Here is a 25608-nt window from a genome sequence, read left to right as displayed (position 1 = left end):
GCCAGTTATTCCTGCACCATTGGCGCGCGCACCCTTGGCGCATGGCAAGAGACAGGTGAAGCGGTAGCTGCGATACATTCAATTACGAATGGGACAAACAAGGCGGACAGCGGTGACCTCGCAGGCCGGACTGGCCCGGATTTATCCGCGATGCGCCGCGCGGGCGGCGCTGTGACTGCTCAGCCCCACAAGCCGACTCGAACAATCGTGTCAGTGGCCCACCCACGAAGGGTGAGCCAGCTCAGAATCAGGCGCGCTTGCGCTTGAACAGCTTGCCGAAGAACCCGGCGATAGCCACCAACCCCAGCACGATAAACTTCTTGAACGCCAGCAACGCAACACCAATCTTGGCAAACAGCCCCGCCTTGGCAGCGATGCCACCGGCAACCAGTGCGGCCAGCCCATACGGCGCCAGCTTGTCGGTCTTGGCGTCGTAGTCGGCGTAGCGGTTGCCGTCGGTAAAGTTGGTAAAGGCGAGGATCTTCGGCGTTTCCTGCTTGATGGTCTGCAGGTCGGCCATCGCCGCCACGGCGTTGAGCTCCAGTACGCCTTCGCGGCCCAGCACGCGGATGCTGTAGTTCAGCGTGGTCTGGTCGGCGTCTTCGGCCTTCAATTCGCGCGCCCAGTACATCTTGTGGGTCGCCTGGTCGTAGCTCGGTGGCTCGGCCCAGCCCAACAGGGTCAGGCCGGCATAGCCTTGCTTGCGGCGCTCCTTGTTGTCTTCCTCGTCTTCGGCCTTCATCTGCTCGAGCAGTTCGGCGTAGTCGATCTTGGCGGCGTCATCGTCGGAAATGTGGCCGTCGTTCTTGTAACTGATGATCACGCCCCAGCCGTTGTCCGCCAGTGGGTTGACGGCGGTCGGGATGATCATGCCGAGGGTCTTGAAGCCCGGTGGGTTGCCCCAGCCTTCGGTCAGCAGGCGTTCGGTGTCGGCCGGCGACAGGTAGTAGAACTCGTTGTTCAGTTGCAGGCTGGCGATGCCGCTGGGCAGGGTGATGGTGCCGTGCTGTGGCTTGAGCGTGGCCAGCCATTGTTCGGCGGTTTGCTGCGGTTGTTCGCTGGTGGTTGGCGCAGACGCGGGGGTGTTGGCGGCAATGGCGGGCAAAGTGGTTGCGCAGAGCAACACTGCCGCCAGCAACTGGCGCAGGTGTTTCATCGTAGTCCCTTACAATTTGAATCAATTTTGGCCGCGCAGGGTAACTGAAAGAGCTGGCCAAACGCCAGAATTTCATGTTCATGCAATGCGGCAGGCTTTAGTGCGAATACTGGCGCGGTGCTGACATAGACTGTGTTGGGTTCTTCGCGAGTGAACTCGCTCCTACAGGGCCACGCTCTAGGCCCGATCTGGTCGTAGCCGTCCGCCTGCCATTAACAGTAAGGATCGTGAATGGAACAGTCTTGCACCACGTATTACCTGGAAATGTCCTCGCCCTCTGAGTTGAAGGCAAAGCCTCAGCCTCAGGACCTTCAGATCGTCGAATGTGAAGTGCCTCAGCCGGAACTTAATCGGTTTCTCTACCAGTTGGTGGGTACGGCTTGGGAATGGGGCGATCTTGATGTGTGGGCGCTGTCGGATTGGCAGGCGCTCGTTGAGCAGGAAGGCCACCGTACTTGGGTTGCCTATCACCGGGGTGCGATTGCGGGCTATTACGAGCTTTACCGGCCGGATGGGCGTAACAGTGAAATCCGTTATTTCGGGCTGGCTCCTCAGTTCCTGGGGTGTGGCTTCGGTGGGGCGTTGTTGAGTCACGCTATTCAATCCGCGTGGGCGTGGCAGGGTACAGAGCGGGTTTGGGTGCATACCTGTACGTTGGACCATCCTGCTGCGCTGAGTAACTATCAGGCGCGGGGGTTTCGGATTTACAAGCAAGAAGAGACCTGATCCAGCGGGTTTATCGAGGAACCATTATCTGGTCCGCGTATTCACAATTCAGGGATCAATTGTGAGGACTAAGCCATGACAGACCAGAAACAGGATCAGCAACAATCTGATGTGCCTGCTCACTCGACCGAGGAGGAAAAAGCGCGGCTCAAGGACAAGAACAAGGATGGGATTCCGCCGGGTGCTGAGTGAGGGTTGCGGTAGCTGGGGCCGCTTTGCGGCCCATCGCGGATAAATCCGCTCCTACAGGGGAGCGGATGGGTAGGTCAGCGCTGGTAGGCTTTGCCGAAGTGTCGCTCAAGGCGTGCTTGCACCAGCTCCAGCAGGATCGACAACACCCAGTAGATCACCGCCGCCGTGGTCAGCATCTCCAGGTACCGATAGCTCGAACGGCCATACGACTGCGCCAGGAACATCACTTCCCAAACCCCCATCACCGAGATCAGCGACGAGTCTTTGAGCATCGAGATGAACTGGTTGGCCGTGGGCGGGATGATCACGCGCATGGCCTGGGGCAGTACGATGCTGGTGAAGATCTGCACCGGCCGCAGGCCCAGCGCCAGGGCGGCTTCGCGCTGGCCGCGGGCGACGCCGAGGATGCCGGCGCGGAAGATCTCGCTCAGGTACGCGCCGTAGTTCAACGACAGCGCGATGATGCCGGCGCTGATGGCGCCGGGCACCAGGCCCAGTTGTGGCAGGCCCAGGTAGATGAGCAGGATCTGGATCAGCAGCGGGGTGCCGCGGAAGAACGAGGTGTAGAAGCTGGCGATGCCCACCAGCACCGCGCTGTTCGACAAGCGCGCCAGCGCGGCGGCAAAGCCGAATGCCACCGACACCACCATCGAGCACAGGCACAGGAACAAGGTCAGGGCTGCACCTTGCAAAAAGCCGTTGGGCCCGAGCTTGAAGCCGGCGAGGTTGGGGAATTTCTCGACGATGATCGCGAACTTCAGATCGAAGCTTAGGAAGAACGCCACGAACAGGGCGAACAGCGCCAGCCAGGTCAGGTACAACCGGGTGCGGAAGCCGAACAGGCCGGCAACCGTGGCGCGGGCCACGGGTTTGGGGGCAGGGGGGAAGGTGCTCATTTGCTGATGTCGGCGCCGATCCATTTCTGCGAGATCTGCGCCAGCGTGCCGTCAGCCTTCAGCTCGGCGAACACCTGGCGCACCTTGGCGTCCCACTCCGGGTCGCCTTTTTCGATGGCCACCGAATTCGGCTCTTCATACAGCGGGGCGCCGGCCAGCTTGAAGCGGTTGTCCTGGTCCAGGCGCGGCTTGGCGGTCACCAAGTTGGTGAGGATGGCGTCCAGGCGCACGCCAGCGCCCAGGCCGAGGTCCTGGAAGGCGACGTTGTCGGTGTCGTAGGGGGCGATCTGCACGGCCTCGAACGGGTAGTCGATGTGGCGGTCTTCGGCGCCTTCAATTACCAGGTTCTTGTTCAGGTAGCTCTCGTAGCTGGAGGCGGCGGTCAGGCCGACCTTGCGCCCGTCCAGGTCTTTGGCGCTGTGGATGCGGTCATCCTTGGCGTTGACCACGATGACGGCGGGCGAGGCGTAGTACTCCACCGGGAAGGCGAACACTTCAGCGCGGGCCTTGCTCGGGGTCATCGAGCAGATGCAGATGTCGTAGCGCCCGCTCCAGCGGCCGGCGGCGATCACGTCCCAGGAGGGGGTTTCCAGGCGCAGCTTGACGCCGAGCTTCTGCGCCACTGCCTTGGCCACGTCCACATCGAAGCCGTCGAGCTGGTTCTGCGCGTTGAGGAACGAGAACGGCGGGTAGCTTTCCATCAGCACGTTGACCAGCTCCTTGTTCGACTCGACGCGCTCGAGGGTGGTGCCGGCGAAGGTTTGAGTGGCGGTAGCGAGCAACAGGAGGCTCGCGCCGAGCAGGGCAGGGATGCGCATGTAAACACCTGAAAAGTTGGCAAAACGGGACAGGAGGTATTAAATAGTTATAAATAATCGAAATATAATGAATTTTAATCATAAGCACCTTTAGAGACGTTATATGACACAGCGAGCGATGGTGGTTCTGGACGGTGGCATGGGGCGGGAATTGCAGCGCAGCGGCGCGCCGTTCCGCCAGCCGGAGTGGTCGGCGCTGGCCCTGAGCGAGGCCCCCGAGGCGGTGGTCGGGGTGCATGCGGCGTTCATTGCCGCGGGTGCGCAGGTGATCACCAGCAACAGCTATGCCGTGGTGCCGTTCCATATCGGTGAGGAGCGTTTCGCCCGCGAGGGCCTGCAACTGGCCTCGGTGGCGGGGCAGCTGGCACGTCGCGCGGCCGATGCCAGTGCGCAGCCGGTGCAGGTGGCGGGGTCGCTGCCGCCGCTGTTCGGTTCGTACCGGCCAGACCTGTTCCAGCCGGAGCGGGTGGCGGAGGTGCTGACGCCACTGCTGCAAGGGCTGGCGCCGCATGTGGACCTGTGGCTGGCGGAAACCCAGAGTTCGGTTGCCGAGGTGCGGGCCATTCACAGCCACTTGCCTGCGGACGGCAGGCCGTTCTGGGTGTCGTTCACCTTGCAGGACGAAGAGGTCGACAGCGTGCCGCGCCTGCGTTCCGGCGAGCCGGTGGCCGATGCCATCGAGGCGGTGGCCGGCCTGGGTGTTGCGGCGGTGCTGTTCAATTGCAGCCAGCCGGAAGTCATCGGCGCGGCGCTGGAGGTGGCGCGCTCGGTGATCGAGGCACGCCAGGCGGATATCGCCATCGGCGCCTACGCCAATGCCTTCCCGCCGCAACCGAAGCAAGCCACGGCCAACGATGGGCTGGATGAGCTGCGGGAAGACCTCGACCCGCCGGGCTATCTGGTGTGGGCGCGCGACTGGCGGGCGCGTGGGGCGAGCCTGATCGGCGGGTGCTGTGGGATCGGGCCTGAGCATATTGCCGAGATCAAGCGCGGCCTGGATTGAAAGGCGCTGTGGCCGGTGTTTGGGCGGGTGGGAGACACTGTGGTGGATGGCACGGGCTTCGCCCGTGTTCGCGGGTAAACCCGCTCCCACAGGGGGGCGCGCTAGTGCTGCCACTTCAGGAGTCAGTGGGCGGGAAGCAGGTCTGCGATGGCGTTATTGAGGATGTCCAGTGTGCAGGGTTTGCGGATGAAGCGCGCATTGGCAGGGAGAAAGCCGGGGGGAACGACGCTATGGCCCGAGACAATGATCACAGGCAGTTCGGGGTGTTCCGCCCAGATCGCTTTGGCCAGGCCGAGACCATCCATATGCCCAGGCATGCGCACATCGGTAATCACCAGTGCCAGGTTTGGCAGGCGCGCCAAGGCCGCCAAGGCATCATCGGCATTGGCGCAGTCGGTGACGCGGTGGCCGAAGTGCGTTACTGCTTCGCTCATCAACCACCGCAGGATGTCGTCATCTTCCACTACCAGTACATGGCTTTTCATCGCGTCCCCCTGTCCCTTGCCATCTAGATGCGGGTTATAACAAGGCGTTTCCAAAAGCTGACGGAAGGCGCTCAAGCGGTTTCTTTGCCCGTTGCAGTTCCTGGGCTAGTCTGGTTGGACGTTTGATCAGGGAGCTGGGCGAGGATCGCAATGAGACTGTGTGACTTCATCGAGAGCGACATGGAGAGCATTCTCCTGGCTTGGGAAGATTTTGCCCGCTCGGTCGAGACGGATTTGCCCAAGCAGGATTCAGTCGGCCTCAGAAACCATTCCGAAAAAATCCTGCGTACCGTTGCCGCCGACATGCGCACCGCCCAGACGCCCTATCAACAGGCCGAAAAAGCTCAAGGCCGGGGCCCTCAGCAGTCCAGCGACACGGCAGCCCAGTCCCATGCGGTGACGCGCCTGATTGCCGGCTTTTCCATGGACCAGATGGTCGCGGAGTACCGGGCCTTGCGCTCCAGCGTGCTTTCATTGTGGCTGGCACAAGAGACCATGCGGGACGCGCATCACGTTCAGGACATGATCCGGTTCAACGAGGCGATAGACCAGGCCCTGGTCGAATCCGTCGCAGCCTACGGCGCCGCGGTGGAATCAACCCGCAAAATGGTCCTGGCCGTGCTGGGTCATGATCTGCGCTCGCCACTGGGCGCGGTGCTCATGGCGGGCGACCTCATCCTGCGCCAGGGCGCTTCAGACGAGAAGGTGAAGCTGCTGGCGTCTCAGGTGTGTAACAGCGCTCGCAGGGCCAACAACATGGTCAACGACCTGCTGGACCTGGCGCGCTGCAACTTGGGCACGGGCATTCCGGTGCACCCGCAGCCGGTGGAGTTGAATGCGATCTGTCGCTCGGTCATCGAGGAGCTGCGCGCAGCTACCCCTGAGGCGAAGATCATATTGGAGGAGGCCGCGCCGATTACCGGCCAGTTTGATCCAGAACGCATGGCTCAGGTGTTCTCCAACCTGATCGGCAATGCCCTGCGCCATGGCGATTCGACGCTGCCCATCCGAGTCTCGCTGGCCCATGAGGCCGGCGTGCCACGCATCCGCGTGCACAATTCGGGAGAGCCGATTCCCGAGGCCGTGATGCCTTATCTGTTCAAACCCGAAGGCCGCTACTCCAGTTATGCGGAGGGCGAGCGGGGTTCAGCTGCCGGGCTTGGGCTGGGCCTGTTCATCGCGGCGGAGATTGTCGCCAGCCATGGCGGCAGGATCGAGGTCGTGTCGACAGCGGAGCAGGGGACGCTGTTCGAGGTCATCCTGTCTGACGTTTGACGACCCCGCTGCCCGGGTCAGAACACCGACCACCCGATCCGTGCGCTGAGCAGCTCCAGCGCCGCCATCCCCGCCAGTGAATTGCCCGCCGCATTCAGCTCCGGCGACCACACGCACACGGTGAATTGCCCCGGCACGATGGCCACGATCCCGCCACCCACGCCGCTCTTGCCGGGCAAGCCGACCCGGTAGGCGAAGTTGCCTGCCTCGTCGTACAGCCCGCTGGTGGCCATGATCGAGTTCACCTGCTGGGTCTGGCGGCGGCTGAGGATCTGCTCGCCGCTGTGCTTGCAGAACCCGTCGTTGGCCAGGAAGCAGAAGGCCCGCGCCAGGTCCAGGCAGCTCATTTGCAGCGCGCAGTAGCTGAAGTAGCTGCGCAGCACCGTCTCGACTTCGTTATGGAAGTTGCCGAACGACTGCATTAGGTAAGCCATGGCGGCGTTGCGCGCGCGGAACTGATATTCCGAATCGGCGACCTTGGCATCGATGGCGATGTGCGGGTTGCCCGACAGCCGGCGGACAAAATCGCGCATCGACAAGGTGGGCGCGGCAAAGCGCGACTGGTTGATGTCGCAGATCACCAGCGCGCCCGCGTTGATGAACGGATTGCGCGGGCGGCCACGCTCGAACTCCAGCTGCACCAGCGAGTTGAACGGCTGGCCGGAGGGCTCATGGCCCAGGCGCTCCCAGATGGCTTCGCCGGAATGGCCAATCGCCTGGACCAGGCTGAACACCTTGGAAATACTCTGCACCGAGAACGGCACCAGGGCGTCGCCTGCGCAGTAGTAACTGCCGTCGTTGCCATACACGGCGATGCCCAGCTGGTTGGCAGGCACGTCGGCCAGCGCCGGGATATAGTCAGCCACTTTGCCCTTGCCGATCAAAGGGCGCACTTCGTCGAGAATCTCGTTCAACAGCGTTTGCATGGAAGGCCTTGTTATCAGTCCCCGGACGACCGCGAGGGGGTTGCGCTTGTGACGCAGATTGCACGGCAGAAATCACACGCGGATGAACAAATGGCGCCGCTGATCATGGCCCGGCGTGCTCGGCCATCAGTTCCACGACCCAGTTGATGAATACCCGTAGCTTGGCACTGACATGGCGGTTGGGCGGGAAGGCCAGGTACAGCGGCATCGGCGCCATCTGCCAGTCCTCGAACAGCGCCACCAGTTCGCCGCTTGCCAGGTGTGGCCTGGCCATGTAGTGCGGCAGCCACAGCGCGCCCAGGCCTGCTAGGCCGGCGGCGAGGTAGGCGTTGCCGTCGTCGACCGTCAGCACCGAACGGCCCTGGACTTCGACGCGCTCTTCGCCGCGCTGCATGACCAGTGGCAACGCCTTGCCGGTGCGGAACCAGAGGTAACTGACCGTGCGCTGGCGGCCCTCTTCCAGTTGCCGTGGGTGCAGGGGCCGGCCAACGCCCTGCAGGTATCCCGGGGTCGCATAGACGCCGAGCTTCAGGTCGGCCACATGCCGCGCCACCAGGGACTGGTCGGTGATTTCGCCCCCGCGCACCACGCAGTCGACGTTTTCTTCGATGATGTCGACGATGCGGTCGCTTGCACCCAACGTCAGCTGGATGTCCGGGTAGCGGGCATAAAAAGCGGGCAGGGCGGGAATCAGCAGCAAGCGCGCAAGCGGGCTGGGGACATCCACCCGCAGGCGCCCGCGCGGGGCCGCCGAAGCGCTGGACAGGCTGGTCTCGGCATCGTCGATATCTGCCAGCAGCCGCACGACGCGTTCGTAGTAGGCAGCACCATCGGCGGTGACGTTGACCTTGCGCGTGGTGCGGTTGAGCAGGCGCACGCGCAGCCGGGCTTCCAGCTGCTGCACCAGCTGGGTAACGCTGGTCTTGCTCATGCCCAAGGTGTCCGCGGCCTTGGTGAAGCTGCCGGTTTCCACCACGCGGGCGAAGGCCTGCATCGCATTGATACGGTCCATTTCAGGGCTCGCTCAGGTCGGGATTGTTTGGATTATACAAACAGTCATGACCAGCATTGCCCGTTTATCCGCGCAGGCGGCCTTTCTACAGTGGCTGCACCGTAACCCACCCGGAGTTTTGCCATGACCTATCAACGCGATGTCGTCTTCCCCGCCGACCGCCACGCCTTGTATGACCTGCACCGTTACTCGCCAGCGATTCGCGCCAATGGCTTGCTGTTCGTGTCCGGCCAGGTGGGCAGCCGCAAGGATGGCTCGGCCGAGCCTGACCTGGCGGCGCAGGTGCGCCTGGCCTTCGCCAACCTCAACGCGATCCTGGCCGAGGCGGGCTGCAGTTTTGCCGACGTGATCGATACCACCCTGTTCATGATCGACCCCGACACCACCTTCGAGACAATCTGGGAGGTAGCCGCCGAGTTCTGGGGCGAGGCGCCTTACCCGACGGTTACCGCCGTCGGGGTGACCTGGCTGGCAGGCTTCGACTTCGAGATCAAGGTGATCGCCAGGCTACCCTGATGCGCCGCCCTTACCCTCAGTGCGAGTGCCGTGGCATCCCGCCCTCCCGGGCGATCACGCGCATGTGCAGCGTCGCCGGCTCCAGGCAGCCGCCGGTGGACAACTGCCCCACCAGCTGGCGGTAGAGTTCCTGCCAGGGCGTCTGCGAGGCCGGGATGTTCGGCTTCCAGGCGGCGCGGCGGCGGGCCACTTCTTCATCGTCCACCAGCAGGTCGACGCGGCGCTGGTTGAGGTCCACGCGCAGCCAGTCGTTGGTCTGCAACAGCGCCAGGCCGCCGCCGACCGCCGCTTCCGGCGACATGTTGAGGATCGACGGGCTGGCTGAGGTGCCGCTCTGGCGGCCGTCGCCCAAGCACGGCAGCGAATCGATGCCTTGCTTGATCAGCGCGGCCGGGGGCGCCATGTTGACCACTTCGGCGCTGCCTGGGTAACCCACGGTACCGGCGCCGCGGATCACCAGGATGCAGCGCTCGTCGATGTCCAGCGACGGGTCGTCGATGCGCGCGTGGTAGTCCTCCGGGCCTTCGAACACGATGGCGCGGGCCTCGAAGCTGTTCTCCTTGCCAGGCTCGGCCAGGTAGGTGTTGCGGAAGGCCTCGCCAACCACCGACATCTTCATGATCGCGCTGTCGAAGAAGTTGCCGCTGAGCACGATGAACCCGGCATTGTGCTTGAGTGGCACGTCGAACGGCAGGATCACCTCGCGGTTGCTGGTGACCGTGTCGCTGACCACCTCGCCGATGGTCCTGCCGCTGACCGTGGCACAGGCCTCGTGCAGGCGGCCGGCCTTGCGCAATTCATGCATCACCGCCGGCACGCCGCCAGCGCGGTGGAAACCTTCGCCCAGGTACTTGCCGGCCGGCATGCAGTTGACCAGCAGCGGTACGTCTTCGCCGATGCGCTGCCAGTCGTCCAGCGACAGCTCGATGCCCATGTGCCGGGCGATGGCGATCAGGTGCGGCGGGCAGTTGCTCGAGGCGCCCAGTGCCGAGGCCACGGCAATGGCGTTTTCGAAGGCTTCGCGGGTCATGATCGACGACGGGCGCACGTCCTGCAGCACCAGTTCGCAGATGCGCCTGCCGGTGGCGTAGGCCATCTGCCCGCGTTCGCGATAGGGCGCGGGGATGCTGGCGCAGCCCGGCAGCGACATGCCCAGGGCCTCGGCCAGGGCGTTCATCGACAGCGCCGTGCCCATGGTGTTGCAGTGGCCCACCGACGGCGAGGCGGCGGTGGTCATTTCCATGAAGCCTTCGTAGTCGATTTCGCCTGCGGCCATCAGGTTGCGGGCGTGCCACAGCACCGTGCCCGAGCCAATCAGCTGGCCTTTGTGATGGCCGTCGAGCATTGGGCCGCCCGACAGCACGATGGCCGGCAGGTCGGTGGTGGCGGCGGCCATCAGGCAGGCGGGGGTGGTCTTGTCGCAGCCGGTGGTCAGCACCACGCCGTCCAGGGGGTAGCCGTGGAGGATTTCCACCAGGCCCAGGTAGGCCAGGTTGCGGTCCAGGGCGGCAGTGGGGCGGCGGCTCTGTTCGGCGATCGGGTGGACGGGAAATTCCATGGGGATGCCCCCGGCATCGCGGATACCGGCCTTGACCCGCTGGGCCAGTTCGATGTGGTGGCGGTTGCACGGGGTGAGGTCGCTGCCGGTCTGGGCAATGCCGATGATCGGCCGCCCCGACTGCAGTTCGTCGCGGGTCAGGCCGTAGTTCATGTAGCGCTCCACGTACAGCGCGGTCATGTCGGCGTGGCTCGGGTCGTCGAACCATTGCTGGCTGCGCAGCGGGCGTTTGGCGGTATCGGTCATGTCATGCTCTCTTGTTGTTTTAGCGCTGCAGCAGGCCGCGGGCGGCCAGGTTGCGCATCATCGCGCCAAGGCCGAAGGTCCACGGCGCTGCCTGGTCGCTGGTGGTGACCTGGTTGTGCAGCTGGCCGAGCAGGGGGCTGGCGATGCGCACCCGGTCACCCGGTTTGTGGGTGAACCCCGCACCCGGCTGGTCACGGTCTTCGATGGGGGCGAACAGCGTACCAAGGAACAGCAGGAAGCCGTCGGGGTATTGATGGTTGGCGTTGAGGGTCTGGCGCACCAGGTCTTCCGGGTCGCGGCTGATCTGGTCCATCGAGCTGCTGCCGACCAGGCGGTAGCCGTCGTTGCCCTGGACCTCCAGGTCGACCACGCAGTGGCGCACCGCGTCCAGGTCGAAGCTTTCGTCGAACAGGCGGATGAACGGGCCGACCGCGCACGAGGCGTTGTTGTCCTTGGCCTTGCTCAGCAGCAGTGCGCTGCGGCCTTCGAAGTCGCGCAGGTTGACGTCGTTGCCCAGGGTGGCGCCGTGGATGCGTCCGCGGCTGTCCACGGCCAGCACCACTTCGGGTTCGGGGTTGTTCCACGCCGAGCCGGGGTGCACGCCGATCGCGCTGCCGCTGCCGACGGCCGCCAGTACCGGGGCCTTGGTGAACACCTCGGCATCCGGGCCGATGCCCACCTCCAGGTATTGCGACCACATGCCTTGCTCGATCAGCAGGGCCTTGAGGGCCATCGCCTGTGGCGAGCCGGGGCGCACTGCACGGAGGTTGTCGCCGATCACCGAATGCACGGTGGCACGCACCGCCTCGGCCTTGCTGGCATCGCCGGCTGCCTGCTCTTCGATGACGCGCTCGATCATGCTGGCGGCGAACGTCACGCCGGCCGCCTTGATCACTTGCAGGTCTACCGGGGCAAGCAGGTAGGGCTGCTGGGCGTCGAATTCTTCGCCGCTGTTGGCCAGCAACGCTTCGAGGCTGCCCAGGAAGCGGCCGGGGGTGCTGCGCACGGCGTGCAACGGGTCATCGCTTTCCAGCAGCTGGCTGAGGGTGGCAAAGCGCTCGGACAGGTCGAACACCCCGTCGGGGCGCACGGTAATCGGCGAGGGGCCGCCAGGTTCGCCCGGGGTCCAGGCGCGGCCGATCAGGGTGCCGGTCAGGCCGTCCGCAGGCAGGGTGTTGGCGGGGGTGAGGGTCATCGGCATGGATCGCAATCTCTCGGAACGTGAGAGCTGCACGCTAGGCAAGCGGCGCGATAAACTCCAATGGCTTAATCTCACCATTCAATAACAAGCGGTTATCGCAGCGACAGGGGCGTGCATGTCGGACCTTTCCTTTTCCCACGTTTGCAACTGGCTCAAGTTCCGCCACCTGTTGCTGATCGAGACCCTCGGGCGCACGCACAACATGCACGTTGCGGCGCAGCAGATGAACCTGACCCAGCCGGCGATCAGCAAGATGCTCAAGGAAATCGAGCACTTGCTCGGCTTCGCCCTGTTCGAACGGCTGCCGCGCAGCATGCCGCCAACGGCGCTTGGCGAGCAGGTGCTGCGCTATGCCCAGGTGGCGTTGAACGATGCGCGCAACTTTGTCGACCAGATCGACAGCCTGCGCCAGGGCGGCCACGGGCAGTTGAAGGTAGGCGGCATTTTCGCCGCCACCGCCGTGGCGCTGCCCGATGCCATCGTCGCGATCAAGCAGCGCAAGCCGTTGCTGTCGATCGAGGTGGTGGAGCAGACCAGCGATCACCTGATGGCCATGCTCGAAGACAAGCAGCTGCACCTGGCCGTGGCGCGCTTCACCGATGTGTCCCAGCACCAGCGCTTCGACTTCCAGCCGCTGGCGCCGGAGCCGTTCTGCTTCGTGGTCAATGACCAGCACCCGCTGAGCGCTGCCGGGCCGGTGACCTTGCCGCAGCTGCTGGAGTGGCCGTGGATTCTCTACCCCAAGGGCACCCCGATACGCGGGCGCATGGAGCGGGCCTTCGCCGAGGCGGGCGTGGCCGTGCCGCGCAATACCATCGACACCATCTCCATGCAGACCTTCCTCAAGGTGCTGCTGGGCGGGCCGATGATCGGCATGTTGCCCCAGGCGATGGTCGAGCCGCACCTGGCCAGCGGTGTGCTGGTCAACCTCGACACCCCGCTGCACCTGGCGCCGCAGGACTACGGCATCCTCACCCGCAAGGGCGAGCCGTTGAGCGGCGCGGCGCTGGAGTTTGCCGAGATCCTGCTGGCCCACGCGGGGCGAGGGGAAGGGGAGCGATAACGCGTCGTTATCGGATGATCGATAATTGCCATTGGGAAAGCATCGCACAGCCGCCTAGATTAGCGACCCATGTCTTTCGCAATGCCGAGGAATCATCCATGACGTCCCACGCAGGCCAGCAATTCATCGGCGGAGTTCGCCGCTCCACCGGTCAGGCGGCCTTGTACAGTGTCGATGCACGCACCGGGCAGCCACTGCCAGGCGCGTTCTACCAGGCCAGCGACGAAGAAGTCGATGCCGCTGCCCGGGCCGCTGCGGCGGCCTATCCCGTGTACCGGGCCTTGCCCGCCGTTCGCCGCGCCGAGTTTCTCGACGCCATCGCCGATGCACTCGATGCCTTGGGTGAAGATTTCATCGACACCGTGTGCCGGGAAACGGCTCTGCCGCCAGCCCGTATCCAGGGTGAACGGGCGCGTACCAGCGGCCAGCTGAGGCTGTTCGCTACGGTGTTGCGCCGCGGTGACTTCCTCGGCGCGCGCATCGACCGTGCGCAGCCCCAGCGTGCCCCGCTGCCGCGCCTGGATATCCGCCAGTGCCGCATGGGCCTGGGGCCGGTCGCAGTGTTTGGGGCCAGCAACTTCCCTCTGGCGTTTTCCACGGCCGGTGGCGACACCGCTGCGGCGCTGGCCGCCGGCTGCCCGGTGGTGTTCAAGGCCCACAGCGGCCACATGGCCACGGCGCAGTGGGTGGCCGAGGCGATCGTCGCTGCCGCTGAGCGCTGTGCCATGCCGGCCGGGGTGTTCAACATGATCTACGGTGGCCGGGTCGGTGAGGCGCTGGTCAAGCACCCGGCCATCCAGGCCGTGGGCTTCACCGGTTCGCTCAAGGGCGGCCGCGCCCTGTGCGACATGGCGGCGGCGCGCCCGCAACCGATTCCGGTGTTCGCCGAAATGAGCAGCATCAACCCGGTGCTGCTGCTGCCCGGGGCGCTGGCCGTGCGCGGTGAGGCCGTGGCCCGCGAACTGGCCGCATCGGTGGTGCTGGGCTGCGGGCAGTTCTGTACCAACCCTGGCCTGGTGCTGGGGGTGCGTTCGCCAGCCTTCAGCGCCTTTGTCGAGTACCTGGCTGCGCAGATCGCCGAGCAGCCACCACAGACCATGCTCAACGCCGGCACCCTGGCCAGCTATGCCCATGGTGTGGCCGCGCTCAAGGCGCAGGCCGGCGTGCGCCTGCTGGCTGGCGCCGAGCAGCAGGGCAACCAGGCCTGGCCGCAGCTGTTCCAGGCGGATGCGCAGCTGTTGCTGGCCGGCGAAGCGCTGCTGCAAGAGGAAATCTTCGGCCCGGCCACCGTGCTGGTCGAACTCGCCGACCAGGCCCAGTTGCTGGCCGCGCTGCAGGCGCTGGGCGGGCAACTGACCGCCACCTTGATCGGCGAGCCGGACGACCTGGCGCAAGCCGCGCCGCTAGTGGCCCTGCTTGAACAGAAGGCCGGCCGCGTGTTGGTCAACGGCTACCCGACCGGCGTCGAGGTGTGCGATGCCATGGTCCATGGCGGCCCGTTCCCGGCCACCTCCGACAGCCGTGGCACCTCGGTCGGCACCCTGGCGATCGACCGTTTCCTGCGCCCGGTGTGCTACCAGAATTTCCCCGACGCGTTGCTGCCCGAGGCGCTGCGCGACGCCAACCCGCTCGGTTTGCTGCGCCTGGTCGACGGCCAGCCCAGCCGTGACCCGATTCGCTGATTACCGCTGCTGATAGTCACCCACCGGCTGCGCCTGCAGCGGTGGGCTTCCAATAACAACAATCAGGCATGCACGACATGCCACGAGGCTTGGCCATGGCTCATCCATCTGTTGCCCCCGGCGCCGATCAGGCGTTCGAAGACCGTACCTACCGCAAGGTCATCCTGCGTATCCTGCCGATCCTGCTGCTGTGTTACATCGCCGCCTACCTGGACCGGGTCAATATCGGCTTTGCCAAGCTGAGCATGCTCGACGACCTGCAGTTCAGCAACACCGTCTATGCCCTGGGTGCCAGCGTGTTCTTCTGGGGCTACTTCCTGTTCGAGGTGCCCAGCAACCTGCTGCTGCATCGCTATGGCGCGCGCTTCTGGATCGCCCGGATCATGCTGAGCTGGGCGATCATCTCGATGGCGGTGGCGTTCACCCAGCCGTTGGCCGGGTTCTTTCACATCGAGTCCAGCACCATGTTCTATGTGCTGCGCTTCTTGCTGGGTATCTGCGAGGCCGGTTTCTTCCCCGGCGTGATCCTCTACCTCAACTACTGGTTCCCGACCCATCGGCAGAGCCGGGTCATGTCGGGTTTCCTCATGGCGATGCCGGTCAGCCTCACCCTTGGCGGGGTGCTGTCGGGCTGGCTGATGACCCGCCTGGATGGCTGGCATGACCTGGCCGGCTGGCAGTGGATGTTGCTGGTCGAGGGCGTGCCTTCGGTGATCATGGCCGTGGTGGTGTTCACTTGCCTGTGCGACAACATCGACAAGGCCACCTGGCTGTCGGCTGCGCAGAAGCAGTTGCTCAAGGCCAACCTGCAACAGGAAGCGGACGGCAAGGTCTCGCGCCTCGGTGAGGTGTTCTTCAACCCGCGGGTGTGGCTGCTGGTGTTGATCCTGCTGACCTTCAATACCGGCTTCTATGGCCTGGCGTTCTGGATGCCGTCGATCATCAAGAGCGCGGGCGTGACCAGCAGCCTGGAGATCGGCCTGCTGACCGCCATCCCGTACAGCGTGGCGATCGTGGCCATGTTCCTCAATGCGCGCCACTCCAACCGCACCGGCGAGCGCCGCTGGCATGCCGCGATCCCTGCCTTCATCGGCGGCTGCGGGCTGATCCTCAGCGCCGCGTTTGCCCATGACGTGACCCTGTCGATCCTGTTCCTGACCGTGGCCGCGTCGGGTGTGCTGAGCCTGATGCCGATCTTCTGGACCCTGCCGGGCACGGTGTTGTCCGGGGTCGCAGCGGCGGCGGGCATCGGCATGATCAATGCCATCGGCAACCTGTCGGGCTTCACCGGCTCGATGATCACGGCGATGGCGGAGAACCTGACCGGCAACATCAACGACGGCACCTACGTGTTGGGCCTGTGCCTGTTCGTCAGCGGCCTGCTGATCCTGGCGATCCCCGCCGCGATGCTCAAGCGTTCGGCCGCCGAGCCGCGCAAGCAGCTGGAACTGGAGGCGGCCTGAGCGGCGCCCGTCACAAGGTGGTCGACTTGCCCATGCGGTCCAGCTCGAACACCTTGCTGCGTTGCAGGCATTCACGCAGGTGACGCGCCGCCGGGCCAGGCTGGCGCTTGCGATGCCATAAAAGGTCCACCCCCACCAGCCAGTCGGTGTGGGGGTAGGCCTCCAGTTGCAGCTCCACCAGCTGCCCGCTTTCCAGCTCGCGCTGCACCAACAGGCGCGGCAGGGTCGCCCAGCCAAGCCCACCGCGCACCATCTCGACCAGTGCCAGGTAACTCTCCGCCCGCCACAGCTGGCCGGCTCGCAGGTATTCGCTGCTGGGCAGCTTGTCGGCATGGGCGAAAAACGCCAGCCGGCGATGGGCGTTGAGGTCGGCGAAGCTGACCGGGCCCTGCCGCGCCAAGGCGAATTGCGGGTGGCAGACGTGGGTCATGATCAGTTTGCCCAGCTGCTGGAAGGCCAGCTCTGGCGGGTAGCCGGGCTGGGCGAAACTCACCCCGAGGTCGGCCTCGCCGGTCAGGATCATTTCGCTGACGTCGCCGTGCAGCGGGTGGCGGATCGTCAGGTCGACAAACGGAAACGCCTCATCGAAGCCTCTGAAGGGCGCCATCAGCGGGCCATAGGGCACCTCGATCGCCAGGGTCAGCGCGGCTTCCACCTGGCCTGCCAGGCTGTCGGCGCTGCCCTCCAGGGCGTAGCAGCGCTCGAGGATGCCCTCGGCACGCAGCAGCAGTTTGTGGCCCGCCGCAGTCAAGGCCGGGATGCGGCTAGAGCGGTCGAACAGCTGCACGCCCAGGTCGGTTTCCAGGTTGCTGATGGCCGCGCTGACCGTCGACTGGGTGCGCCCCAGTCGTCGCGCTGCGGCAGAAAACGAGCCGGCCTGCACCGCGCTGACGAACACCTGCAACTGCTCCAGAGAAAAGCGCATCACCTGATCCTGTCCACGGGTCGATCCATCGATAGTAACGATGGTTAATCATTTGCTCCATCGGTGATTTCACAGGATTCTCCACCTCGACATCGGCGGCAGCTGCCACCCGTTCTCTGCGCTGCGTGTCACTCCGGGCGCCTTCAACAATAAAAAGAGCCGCACTTCAGGAGATTCACGACATGAGCCAACCTGTTATCCATCCCGTGGACGAACTGCTGCCTGCGCGGCAACTGTTTAGCTTCGGCCTGCAGCATGTACTGGTGATGTACGCCGGTGCCGTCGCCGTGCCACTGATTCTGGGCAGTGCCCTGGGGCTGACCCAGGCCCAGGTGGTGACCTTGATCAATGCCAACCTGCTCACCTCGGGTGTCGCCACCTTGCTGCAAACCCTCGGGCTGTGGCGTTTCGGCGCACGCCTGCCACTGATCCAGGGCTGTTCGTTCATTGCCCTGGCGCCGATGATCATGATCGGCAAGGAATTCGGGCTGCCTCATGTGTTCGGTGCGGTGATCGCCGCCGGTGCGCTCACCATCGCCATCGCGCCGCTGTTCAGCCGCTTGCTGCGGTTCTTCCCGCCAGTGGTGATCGGCAGCCTGATCACCGTCATCGGCATTTCGCTGATGCCGGCTGCGGCCATCTGGCTGGGGGGAGGGCAGCCAGGCACTGCGGACTTCGGCAAGCCGGCCAACCTGTTGTTGGGCGTGGCGACGGTGGCGATGACGCTGGTGATCCACGCCCGTTTTCGTGGCTTCATCGGCAACCTCAGCGTGCTCCTGGGGCTGATTGCCGGCAGCGTGCTGGCCGCGGCCTGCGGCATGACCGACTTCGGCCGGGTCGCCGATGCCGCGTGGTTCGAGCTCAGCGCGCCGATGGCGTTCGGCAGGCCGCAGTTCGCCTTCACGCCGGTGCTGATCATGCTGCTGGCGATGCTGGTGATCATGGCCGAGACCACGGGCAACTGCCTGGCCATCGGCAAGCTGACCGGCAAGCCCACCGACCCGCGCACCCTGGGCAACGCGTTTCGCGCCGATGGCCTGTCGACCCTGCTGGGTGGCCTGTTCAACAGCTTCCCTTACAACGCGTTCACGCAGAACACCGGCCTGATCGCGCTTTCCGGGGTCAAGAGCCGCTTCGTGGTCGCCGCAGCGGGCGCCATCATGGTGTTGATGGGGCTGTTCCCCAAGCTGGGTGCGCTGATCGCCAGTGTGCCGACGCCCGTGCTCGGTGGCTGCGCCATCGTGATGTTCGGCATGACCACGGTGGCGGGCATCCAGGAACTGGCCCGTGTCCGTTTCGAAGGGACCCGCAACGGCCTGGTGGTGGCGGTCTCGGTCAGCATCGGTGTGTTGCCGATGTCGATGCCGGCGCTGTTCGAACATGTCAGCGGCCCACTGAAGCTGGTGCTGGAAAGCGGGATCTTCCTGGCTGCGGTCAGCGCGATCCTGCTCAACCTGCTGCTCAACCGTGAAGCCGCACCCCGCAGCCAGGACGCCATCGATACCCGCCTGGCCAAGTGAGCCTGCCTTTTCATGCGCGCCAGCCGGCGCGCTTTCACCTGCCGTACAAGGAGTAACCGCCATGACTTTCACCCGCTCCGGCGCCGAGCTGTCCGAGCTGGACCTGGCCCTGCTGCGCGAGTCGATCCGCCTGTCCGAGCAATCGCGCCAGGACGGCCGACACCCCTTTGCTGCCCTGGTGGCCGATGCGCATGGGCAGATCATCGCCAGTGCCGGCAACAACTCCATGCCCCCGGAGGGCGACCCGACCCAGCATGCCGAGCTGGTCGCAGCGGCGCGTGCCGCCAGGCTGCTGACACCTGAACAAATCGCAGGCTGCACCCTGTACACCAGCGCCGAGCCCTGCTGCATGTGTGCCGGCGCGGTGTACTGGACCGGCATTGGCCGGGTGGTCTATGCCTTGTCGGAACATGCCCTGCTCGGGCTGACCGGTGCGCACCCGGAAAACCCCACGTTTTCGCTGCCGTGCCGCGAGGTGTTCGCCCGCGGTCAGCGCACGGTGCAGGTGCATGGCCCGCTGCTCGAGGACGAGGCCGCGACCGCCCACCAGGGGTTCTGGGCATGAACGGCGGCGTCTCCGTGCATGTGGTGGACATTGCCAGCGGGCGTGCCGCGCAAGGGCTGCGCCTGAGCATCGGCGTCGCGGGCGGCGCACCGCTCGCGCAGGGCGTCATCGATGCGCGCGGCCAATGGGCGGGGCTGGCTGAGATGAACGCGCTGTTCGGGGCTGGCGTCTATGAAGTGCGTTTGCAGGTGGCCCGGTTTTATCGGGAGATGGGGACGCCGTTGCCTGAAATCCCCTTTATCGACGAACTGGTCTACCGTTTCGGGATCGGCGATGCCCAGGCGCACTATCACTTGCCGTTCAAGCTCACCGCCTGGGGCGTCAGCTGCTTCCGCGGTGGCGCTTGACGCTGCGTCTGGCCCTGCCTGGCGACTAAATCAGCAGCGATTCATCCTCTTTCTGCTGCCAGCTGGCGCTGCATGGCTTATCCTTGCGCCACGCAATCAACCTAGAAGCAGTGAAATACGATGGGTTTTGAACAACTAGCTGAGTTACGTGACCGCCTGCGGTCTGAAAAAGAGCAGCAGGCAAAGGCCGAAACCCCGCGCCCTGCCAAGCGCAAGCCCGCCCCGCAGGCCAAGGCGCGTGAGCAGGACCCGGCGGTAGAAGCGATCTGGCCACTGCAGAAGCATTTCCCGTTGGCTTTCCCGGTCAACCCGGCGCCAAAGGTCCCGCTCAAGGAGGGCATCTTCAAGGATGCCGAGCAACACCTGGAGCGGCTCGGCATCACGGTTGAACAGCTCAAGCTGGGCATCTCGACCTGGTGCCGTGGCAATCGCTACTGGGCAAGCATGGTGGAAGGTGCACCGCGCCTGGACCTGAATGGCCAGCCCGCAGGCGTCGTCACCGCCGGCCAGGCGCTGTATGCCAAGCAGCAGGCGGCACGCCAGCGCGGCAAAGGCCGCAAGGAGCGCGCCAAAGCCAAAGCCGCTGCCCCGGCCCCTGTGGCCGATACCGCAGTGGAACCGACTGCGGATTGAGCCCACTCGCCCTCGGCCCTGCGCCATCCAACCGGATGGCGCCTGGGCCTGCTCAAATGTGCCATCCCCCCTGAAACCACAGGGCGACAGCCATTAGCGCCACTGATCTGGCTTGTCACGCAGCGCACTGAACACCTGAAGCTCAGCAATTACCTCAACAGGGTAGGGCGCCTTTCGGTCGCCCCTGACATTCGGGAGTTCAACCTATGAAAGCCATCGTGTACAACGGCCCACGTGACGTCGCGGTCAAGGATGTGAAGGACGCGATGATCGAGAAGCCGACAGACGTGCTGGTACGCATTACCACCACCAATATTTGCGGTTCCGACCTCCACATGTATGAGGGGCGAACGTCATTCGAAACCGGGCGGGTATTCGGCCATGAAAACCTCGGCGAGGTGATCGAGGTCGGCGCCGGGGTCGACCGGATCAAAGTCGGTGATCGCGTTTGCCTGCCATTCAATATCGGCTGCGGATTCTGCGAAAACTGTGAAAAAGGGCTCACAGGATTTTGCCTCACGGCTAATCCGGGCACTGCCGGAGCCGCCTATGGTTTCGCCGACATGGGGCCTTATCAGGGTGGCCAGGCGGAGTTGCTGCGCGTGCCCTATGGAGATTTCAATTGCCTGGTCCTGCCGGAAGATGCCGAGGAGCGCGAAGATGACTACGTCATGCTCTCCGATATTTTCCCCACCGGTTGGCATGCCACAGAGCTGGCCGGCCTGCAGCCTGGCGAGAGCATCGCGATCTATGGAGCCGGGCCTGTCGGGCTGATGGCGGCGCATTCGGCCATCATCAAGGGTGCCTCCCAGGTGTTCGTGATCGACAACCAGCCGGACCGCCTGCAGCTTGCCGCGCAGCTTGGGGCAACCCCCATCAATGCAGTCGAACAGAAGGCCGTTGAAGAGATCCTCAACCTGACCCACGGCAAAGGCACCGACCGCGGGTGCGAGTGCGTCGGCTATCAGTGCTGTGACAAGCATGGCCATGAAGTGAACAACCTCACCATGAACAACCTGGTCGCTTCAACCAAGGCTACCGGTGGCATAGGTGTCGTGGGCGTGTTCGTGCCCCAAGACCCTGGTGCGAAAAACGACTTGGCGAAAGAGGGCAAGATGGCCTTCGATTTCGGCGCGTTCTGGTTCAAGGGCCAGCAGATCCGCACCGGCCAGGCGAACGTGAAGGCCTACAATCGCCGTCTTGCTGAGCTTATCCATCATGGACGGGCCAAGCCTTCGCAGATCATTTCCCACCGCCTGAGGCTTGCTGAAGGCCCGCAGGCCTACAAGCATTTCGATGCAAGGGATGATGGCTGGACGAAGGTGGTGCTCAAGCCAGCGGCTTGAGCCGAGGGCATCATCGTTCAGGGCGATAGCCACCGATGGCCAGCGCTGCCCGTAAAGCAGCCAGGTGGCTCAGGCCCTGCGGCAGGTTGCCAAGGTACTGTCCACTCTCCGGGTCGACCATCTCCGAGTAGATGCCCACCCCCTGCGACAGCGCGCCCAACGCTTTGCCATAGGCCGCCTCGGCTCGCGCTTGCTGGTCGAGGATGGCCCAGGCCTCGATCACCCAGAACGTGCAGGCCAGGAAGCATCCTTCCTCCTCCTTGGCCTGGCTGTAGCGGTAGTGGAACGGGCCGGCACCCAGCTCGCCCTGTACCGCCTCCAGGGTGCTGCGTAGCCGCTCCACGCTGGGGTAACCGAAGCGCACCGCCAGTGCCAGCGAAGCGTCCAGCCGGTCACTGCCTGGGTAAAACAGGTACGCCTGATGGGCCTCGCTCCAGCAGTGGGCTTCAATCCATGCCTGAACGCGTTGCCGCTCGCGATCCCAGCGCTCCCGGCAGGTGGTGGGCAGGTGGCCGCCATCGGCCAGTTCGATGGCCCGGCTCAAGGCTTGCCAGCAGCTGATCTTGGACATCGTGTAATGCTGCTTTTCCGGCAGTTCCCAGATACCGGCGTCTTGCTGCCTCCAGCAATCGGCGCATTGGTCGGCCAGTGCCGACAGGATCATGGCGCTGGGCGAGTCGAGAATGTTGCCGCAGTCGATGAAGCAGCGGGCGGTCTCGAAGATATCGCCGAACACGCCATGCTGCAGTTGGTCACGGGCATCGTTGCCGACGACGGGCGGCGAGTGTTTGTAGCCGGGGAGGTCGATCGGGCGCACGCAATCCCCGATTGCCCCGTCCAGGGTGTAGAACACCCGGGGCCCGTGTTCATCCAGCCGACGCAGCAACCAGCTGAAGGCGGCCTTGGCTTCTGGCTGCGCCCCGATGCTCAGGAACGCTTCGATGGTGTAGCCGGCATCACGGATCCAGGCGAACCGGTAGTCGTAGTTCTTGTTGCCACCGATGCGTTCAGGAAGCGACGAGGTGGCTGCCGCCATGATCGAGCCACTGGGCGAGGACAGCAGCAGCTTGAGCGCCAGCGCGTTGCGCACCACCAGCGGTTTGTAGGGGCCGTCGTAGACCAGGCTCCTGGACCATTGGCACCACTCTCGGTGTGAGCCATCGATGCGTTCATCGATCAAGGCCAATGGCGGTACTACCAGTGGCTCATCACGCCCGGCGATGATCGCGACCACTGCGCGCTGCCCTGCGGCAACGCTGAGCGAGGCCCGCACGCCCAGGTCGTCCTTGCGTTTTACCTGCACCTGGTGGTCATGCAGGAACATGCCGAGTATGCGGCCTGCATGGAATACGCAGGCGTTGTCATTCGGTGCCAGGTAGGGGCTGACCGTATCGGCCTGGGTGCCGAAATCGATGGCGATGTGAAAGTCCATCTGCCCTTCGATGCCTTCGATGCGCCTGGCCAGTTCGGCCCAGGGCAACCGGCCGGCAGGGCCGCTGTTCAGGGACTCGGTAAGGCAGGCGCGACCCTCATCGGTGATGAAGGTGGTTTCGAGCACATTGCTGTCGGGCAGGTACCGGCGCTCGGCAACGAAGGGCGCGCTGGGGATAATCGAGAAGTAGCCACCCGTTTGCGGGGCCAGCAGTTTGTCGAACAGGGGCGGGGAGTCCATATGGGGGACGCACCACCAGTCGATGGAGCCGTCCAGGCCGATGAGCGCAACGGAGCGTCCATCGCCCAGCGCGCCGTATTCCTCCAGGGGTAGCCACCCCCCTTCGTCCCGCTGAGGCGCACCGTATTGCATCCCCTCGATCGGTTGTCTTTCCATCGGCATGCCTGCGAGACCTGGTGTTCTGTGTGGGACATACCGATTGCGCGCCAAGTTCGTTTATCCGCCCATCCCATACCTCGCCTGAACTTTGCGCCTCACGCTGGCTTCCCTTTTGTACCGGGTACAAACGACAGGAGTGCGACATGACCAAAGAAGCCCAACCGCAGCAGCCAGGCGCGCAAACGAAGGTTACTGGCGAGCAGGAGCGGGATAACGATGCCCGACGGCCCGATGGCTCGACCGGTACATCGCATGACTCCACTGCTCAGAAAACGGCCCGTGGCCACGGGCGACAGAAACGCTGAAATTCATCCCCACAATGCCGACCTGGAGGCTTTGCCATGCAACCCAAGACTGAAGGGCTCGAAGAACACGGCCCAAGTGGTGTGCCTTTCATCAACGATCCTGAAAAGCCCACCTCACCGCCACTGAATGACGCCGATGCCACCGATGCCGCAGAGGCTGAGGAAGACATCGAGGACGACGGCCAGTCGCTCTGAGTGCGGTGCAAAAAAATGCCGGGGCGATGCCTCGCCCCGGCATATTCAGCGCAGGCCGATGCCCTTAGCTGTTACGACCGCCGCCGTGGCTGTTCTGTCCGCCTTTACGGCCAGCCTCCGATGCGCGTTCGCGGTCGTTGGCAAAGTTGCCGCCGGAAGCCTGGCCGCCCTTGCGGCCTGCCTCGGATGCCTTCTCCCGGTCATTGGCAAAATTGCCTGGGTTGTTCTGTGCGGTACCGCCTTGTTGCCCACGGTTGCTTTGATTGTTAGCCATGATCTTTCACCTCATGTGGCACACAGGAAAGTCTGTGTTCAACTCCGACGCTTCGGCAGGGGGGCAATGCTCCCGTTAATTCGCCGTTGCCGGACGAAATGCATGAAAGGACCCGAGGTGGGATTAATCGCGCTACAGAGCTTGGGCAACCAGTATCTGCAATCTGTTTTATCAGCGCCCCGGCCTTTGTCAGGTTAAAAAGTGGTCACTCTCCATTGGCTCGCCACGCTGGCAGGACGCAACTGAACGTGGCGTACAACGCTCAGGTCAACCGCTAGCGACCAGCACAGGAGGATGACCGTTGAACATTGAAACGTTGCTGACTGAGTTGCTGAACGCTCGTGGCCCTGGTGGCCAGGAAGATGAAGTTCGGGCCATCTGCCTGCGAGCGTTGAAAGACGTATGCGACGAAGCGTATGTCGACAGGGCAGGGAATGTGATCGGGGTCGTTAGAGCGCCGAGTGCCTGTGACCCCGATGCAGCCATCCGGGTCATGGCCCATCTTGATGAGATCGCCATGATCGTCAAGAACGTTCGGGCTGACGGCACATTGGAAGTCCTGGCCCTGGGCGGGGCGCAGCCCATCAGTTTTGGCGTCTGTCCTGTCGATATCCTGGGCGATGAAAAGACCCTGCCGGGTGTTCTGTCTTACGGCTCGATGCATAACAGTGGCCGGACTTCGAACGGGCGAGATGTGCTGGCAGGCAATGTTCAGTGGAAGGATGTCTACGTCGTTACTCGCACCTCCAAAGCCGAGCTGGAGCAGGCAGGCGTGCGGCCTGGCACGCGTGTGGTGCTCAGCCAGCATTGGCGCAAACCCTTCCAGGTCAATGACTGTATCGCGGCCCATTTCCTCGATGACCGGGCGCCGTTGACGGCGGTGATTCACTGCGCACGGCTGCTGCATCAGAAAAGGCAACAGCTGCGGCAGGACGTCTGGTTCGTCCTGACCACGCTGGAGGAAGAGTCCAATGCCGGTGCCCTGTACGCGGCTTCCAGGCTGCCAGGCGAAACCACCATCGCGGTCGAGGTGGGGCCGGTGCTGAAAGAATACGGTACGCAGCTCTCAGCCAACCCGATCATCAATACCGGCGACCAGAAGGGCTACTACAGCCGCCCGGTCGTTCAGGCGTTGATCGCCGCCAGCCGGCGAGCAGGTTATGCGCCGCAGTCGGCACTGCTGGTGGATTTCGCCTCCGACGCCAGTGCGGTGCTGAGTACGGGCATTGATGCCCAGGCGGGTTGCATCGCCATTCCTACTGAGAACACCCACGGTTTCGAGATGGTGCTCGTGGAGGGTATTTCGGCGTGCGCTGCGACGCTGGTGGAGTACCTGACAGGCTCAACCGCTGGCGGTCCGCAACGGACAACAGCGTGAGCCTGGGACAAACCGAGATCACAACCTGGCTATCACAAGGTAGCGATCGGATCGGGCATCACGGCCATGCC

Annotated in this window: 25 protein-coding genes and 1 pseudogene; 15 read left to right on the top strand and 11 right to left on the bottom strand. The window is 64.2% G+C overall.

Going from position 1 to position 25608, the window contains the following annotated elements:
* Positions 1-247: 247 nt before the first annotated feature.
* Entirely contained in the window at positions 248-1156 is a 909-nt protein-coding gene (locus ACQKPS_RS21080; RefSeq protein ID WP_427605555.1) for a DUF2167 domain-containing protein, read from the bottom strand.
* A gap of 231 nt (positions 1157-1387) precedes the next feature.
* Here ACQKPS_RS21080 and ACQKPS_RS21075 point away from each other — a divergent pair, with 231 nt between their 5' ends.
* Positions 1388-1882 carry a GNAT family N-acetyltransferase gene (locus ACQKPS_RS21075; protein WP_427605554.1) on the top strand — a complete coding sequence of 165 codons (495 nt, stop codon included), beginning with the start codon at positions 1388-1390 and terminating at the stop codon, positions 1880-1882.
* Between the two features lie 266 nt (positions 1883-2148).
* On the opposite strand, the gene ACQKPS_RS21070 is transcribed toward ACQKPS_RS21075, so the two are convergent.
* Both ACQKPS_RS21070 and ACQKPS_RS21065 read right to left on the bottom strand, forming a co-directional pair.
* Positions 2149-2970 carry an amino acid ABC transporter permease gene (locus tag ACQKPS_RS21070; protein WP_099814514.1) on the bottom strand — a complete coding sequence of 274 codons (822 nt, stop codon included), beginning with the start codon at positions 2968-2970 and terminating at the stop codon, positions 2149-2151.
* Positions 2967-3788: an ABC transporter substrate-binding protein gene (locus ACQKPS_RS21065; RefSeq protein WP_283724324.1), complete on the bottom strand. Its 822-nt coding sequence runs from the start codon at positions 3786-3788 to the stop codon at positions 2967-2969. Before ACQKPS_RS21065 ends, ACQKPS_RS21070 begins: the two co-directional genes overlap by 4 nt.
* 118 nt (positions 3789-3906) lie before the next feature.
* Between ACQKPS_RS21065 and ACQKPS_RS21060 the strand changes: the two genes are divergently transcribed.
* Positions 3907-4791 carry a homocysteine S-methyltransferase family protein gene (locus ACQKPS_RS21060; RefSeq protein WP_254485549.1) on the top strand — a complete coding sequence of 295 codons (885 nt, stop codon included), beginning with the start codon at positions 3907-3909 and terminating at the stop codon, positions 4789-4791.
* 122 nt (positions 4792-4913) lie between these two features.
* Here the strand turns inward: ACQKPS_RS21060 and ACQKPS_RS21055 are convergent, their stop codons facing one another.
* Positions 4914-5351 carry a response regulator gene (locus tag ACQKPS_RS21055; RefSeq protein ID WP_427605553.1) on the bottom strand — a complete coding sequence of 146 codons (438 nt, stop codon included), beginning with the start codon at positions 5349-5351 and terminating at the stop codon, positions 4914-4916.
* A gap of 75 nt (positions 5352-5426) precedes the next feature.
* Here ACQKPS_RS21055 and ACQKPS_RS21050 point away from each other — a divergent pair, with 75 nt between their 5' ends.
* Positions 5427-6551, top strand: a complete 1125-nt coding sequence (locus tag ACQKPS_RS21050) for a sensor histidine kinase (protein ID WP_427605552.1) — start codon at positions 5427-5429, stop codon at positions 6549-6551.
* A 17-nt stretch (positions 6552-6568) separates the two neighbouring features.
* Here the strand turns inward: ACQKPS_RS21050 and glsB are convergent, their stop codons facing one another.
* Positions 6569-7477: a glutaminase B gene (gene glsB / locus ACQKPS_RS21045; protein ID WP_099814518.1), complete on the bottom strand. Its 909-nt coding sequence runs from the start codon at positions 7475-7477 to the stop codon at positions 6569-6571.
* A 103-nt stretch (positions 7478-7580) separates the two neighbouring features.
* The gene (locus ACQKPS_RS21040; RefSeq protein WP_427605551.1) at positions 7581-8489 is read right to left on the bottom strand and encodes a LysR substrate-binding domain-containing protein; all 909 of its coding nucleotides are present in this window, start codon (positions 8487-8489) and stop codon (positions 7581-7583) included.
* 123 nt (positions 8490-8612) lie between these two features.
* Between ACQKPS_RS21040 and ACQKPS_RS21035 the strand changes: the two genes are divergently transcribed.
* Entirely contained in the window at positions 8613-9005 is a 393-nt protein-coding gene (locus tag ACQKPS_RS21035; RefSeq protein WP_427605550.1) for a RidA family protein, read from the top strand.
* Positions 9006-9021: 16 nt separating this feature from the next.
* On the opposite strand, the gene ACQKPS_RS21030 is transcribed toward ACQKPS_RS21035, so the two are convergent.
* On the bottom strand, positions 9022-10809 hold the full coding sequence (locus ACQKPS_RS21030) for an IlvD/Edd family dehydratase (RefSeq protein WP_427605549.1): 1788 nt from the start codon (positions 10807-10809) through the stop codon (positions 9022-9024).
* A gap of 19 nt (positions 10810-10828) precedes the next feature.
* Entirely contained in the window at positions 10829-12010 is a 1182-nt protein-coding gene (locus ACQKPS_RS21025) for a fumarylacetoacetate hydrolase family protein (RefSeq protein WP_427605548.1), read from the bottom strand.
* 115 nt (positions 12011-12125) lie between these two features.
* Here ACQKPS_RS21025 and ACQKPS_RS21020 point away from each other — a divergent pair, with 115 nt between their 5' ends.
* The 3 genes from ACQKPS_RS21020 (at position 12126) to ACQKPS_RS21010 (ending at position 16218) form a co-directional block, all read left to right on the top strand.
* Positions 12126-13073 (top strand): LysR family transcriptional regulator, encoded by a 948-nt coding sequence (locus ACQKPS_RS21020; RefSeq protein ID WP_176508007.1) that lies wholly within the window; start codon positions 12126-12128, stop codon positions 13071-13073.
* A gap of 98 nt (positions 13074-13171) precedes the next feature.
* Positions 13172-14755, top strand: a complete 1584-nt coding sequence (locus ACQKPS_RS21015; protein WP_427605547.1) for an aldehyde dehydrogenase (NADP(+)) — start codon at positions 13172-13174, stop codon at positions 14753-14755.
* A 77-nt stretch (positions 14756-14832) separates the two neighbouring features.
* Positions 14833-16218, top strand: a complete 1386-nt coding sequence (locus ACQKPS_RS21010) for an MFS transporter (protein ID WP_409519885.1) — start codon at positions 14833-14835, stop codon at positions 16216-16218.
* A 10-nt stretch (positions 16219-16228) separates the two neighbouring features.
* Here ACQKPS_RS21010 and ACQKPS_RS21005 read toward each other — a convergent pair whose 3' ends face one another.
* On the bottom strand, positions 16229-17143 hold the full coding sequence (locus ACQKPS_RS21005) for a LysR family transcriptional regulator (protein WP_427605546.1): 915 nt from the start codon (positions 17141-17143) through the stop codon (positions 16229-16231).
* A gap of 182 nt (positions 17144-17325) precedes the next feature.
* Here ACQKPS_RS21005 and ACQKPS_RS21000 point away from each other — a divergent pair, with 182 nt between their 5' ends.
* The 5 genes from ACQKPS_RS21000 (at position 17326) to ACQKPS_RS20980 (ending at position 21554) form a co-directional block, all read left to right on the top strand.
* Entirely contained in the window at positions 17326-18663 is a 1338-nt protein-coding gene (locus ACQKPS_RS21000) for a nucleobase:cation symporter-2 family protein (RefSeq protein WP_427605545.1), read from the top strand.
* A gap of 61 nt (positions 18664-18724) precedes the next feature.
* Positions 18725-19228 carry a deaminase gene (locus ACQKPS_RS20995; protein ID WP_427605544.1) on the top strand — a complete coding sequence of 168 codons (504 nt, stop codon included), beginning with the start codon at positions 18725-18727 and terminating at the stop codon, positions 19226-19228.
* Positions 19225-19575: a hydroxyisourate hydrolase gene (locus tag ACQKPS_RS20990; protein ID WP_427605543.1), complete on the top strand. Its 351-nt coding sequence runs from the start codon at positions 19225-19227 to the stop codon at positions 19573-19575. The genes ACQKPS_RS20995 and ACQKPS_RS20990 overlap by 4 nt, the downstream gene beginning before the upstream one ends.
* Before the next feature lie 120 nt (positions 19576-19695).
* On the top strand, positions 19696-20208 hold the full coding sequence (locus ACQKPS_RS20985; RefSeq protein WP_313202630.1) for a ProQ/FinO family protein: 513 nt from the start codon (positions 19696-19698) through the stop codon (positions 20206-20208).
* Positions 20209-20414: 206 nt separating this feature from the next.
* Positions 20415-21554 (top strand): glutathione-independent formaldehyde dehydrogenase, encoded by a 1140-nt coding sequence (locus ACQKPS_RS20980; protein ID WP_254484982.1) that lies wholly within the window; start codon positions 20415-20417, stop codon positions 21552-21554.
* Between the two features lie 10 nt (positions 21555-21564).
* Here the strand turns inward: ACQKPS_RS20980 and ACQKPS_RS20975 are convergent, their stop codons facing one another.
* On the bottom strand, positions 21565-23358 hold the full coding sequence (locus ACQKPS_RS20975) for a glycoside hydrolase family 15 protein (RefSeq protein ID WP_427605608.1): 1794 nt from the start codon (positions 23356-23358) through the stop codon (positions 21565-21567).
* A 170-nt stretch (positions 23359-23528) separates the two neighbouring features.
* Here ACQKPS_RS20975 and ACQKPS_RS20970 point away from each other — a divergent pair, with 170 nt between their 5' ends.
* Positions 23529-23690, top strand: coding sequence for a hypothetical protein (locus tag ACQKPS_RS20970; protein ID WP_178075563.1), 162 nt, complete (start codon positions 23529-23531; stop codon positions 23688-23690).
* A 36-nt stretch (positions 23691-23726) separates the two neighbouring features.
* Complete coding sequence (locus ACQKPS_RS20965) at positions 23727-23885, top strand: hypothetical protein (protein ID WP_198520927.1); 159 nt, start codon at positions 23727-23729, stop codon at positions 23883-23885.
* Between the two features lie 64 nt (positions 23886-23949).
* Here ACQKPS_RS20965 and ACQKPS_RS20960 read toward each other — a convergent pair.
* Positions 23950-24135: pseudogene (locus ACQKPS_RS20960) on the bottom strand (general stress protein); the annotation flags it as partial.
* A gap of 325 nt (positions 24136-24460) precedes the next feature.
* Here ACQKPS_RS20960 and ACQKPS_RS20955 point away from each other — a divergent pair.
* A complete protein-coding gene (locus tag ACQKPS_RS20955; RefSeq protein ID WP_427605542.1) occupies positions 24461-25537 on the top strand; it encodes a M42 family peptidase in 1077 nt (358 codons plus the stop codon).
* Positions 25538-25608 lie beyond the last annotated feature (71 nt).

This window comes from Pseudomonas sp. NPDC086566, from assembly GCF_050280885.1.
Classification (GTDB): Bacteria; Pseudomonadota; Gammaproteobacteria; order Pseudomonadales; family Pseudomonadaceae; genus Aquipseudomonas; species Aquipseudomonas vlassakiae.
The sequence above is the reverse complement of the archived record's forward strand: the minus strand, read 5'-3'. Positions and strand labels throughout refer to the sequence as shown.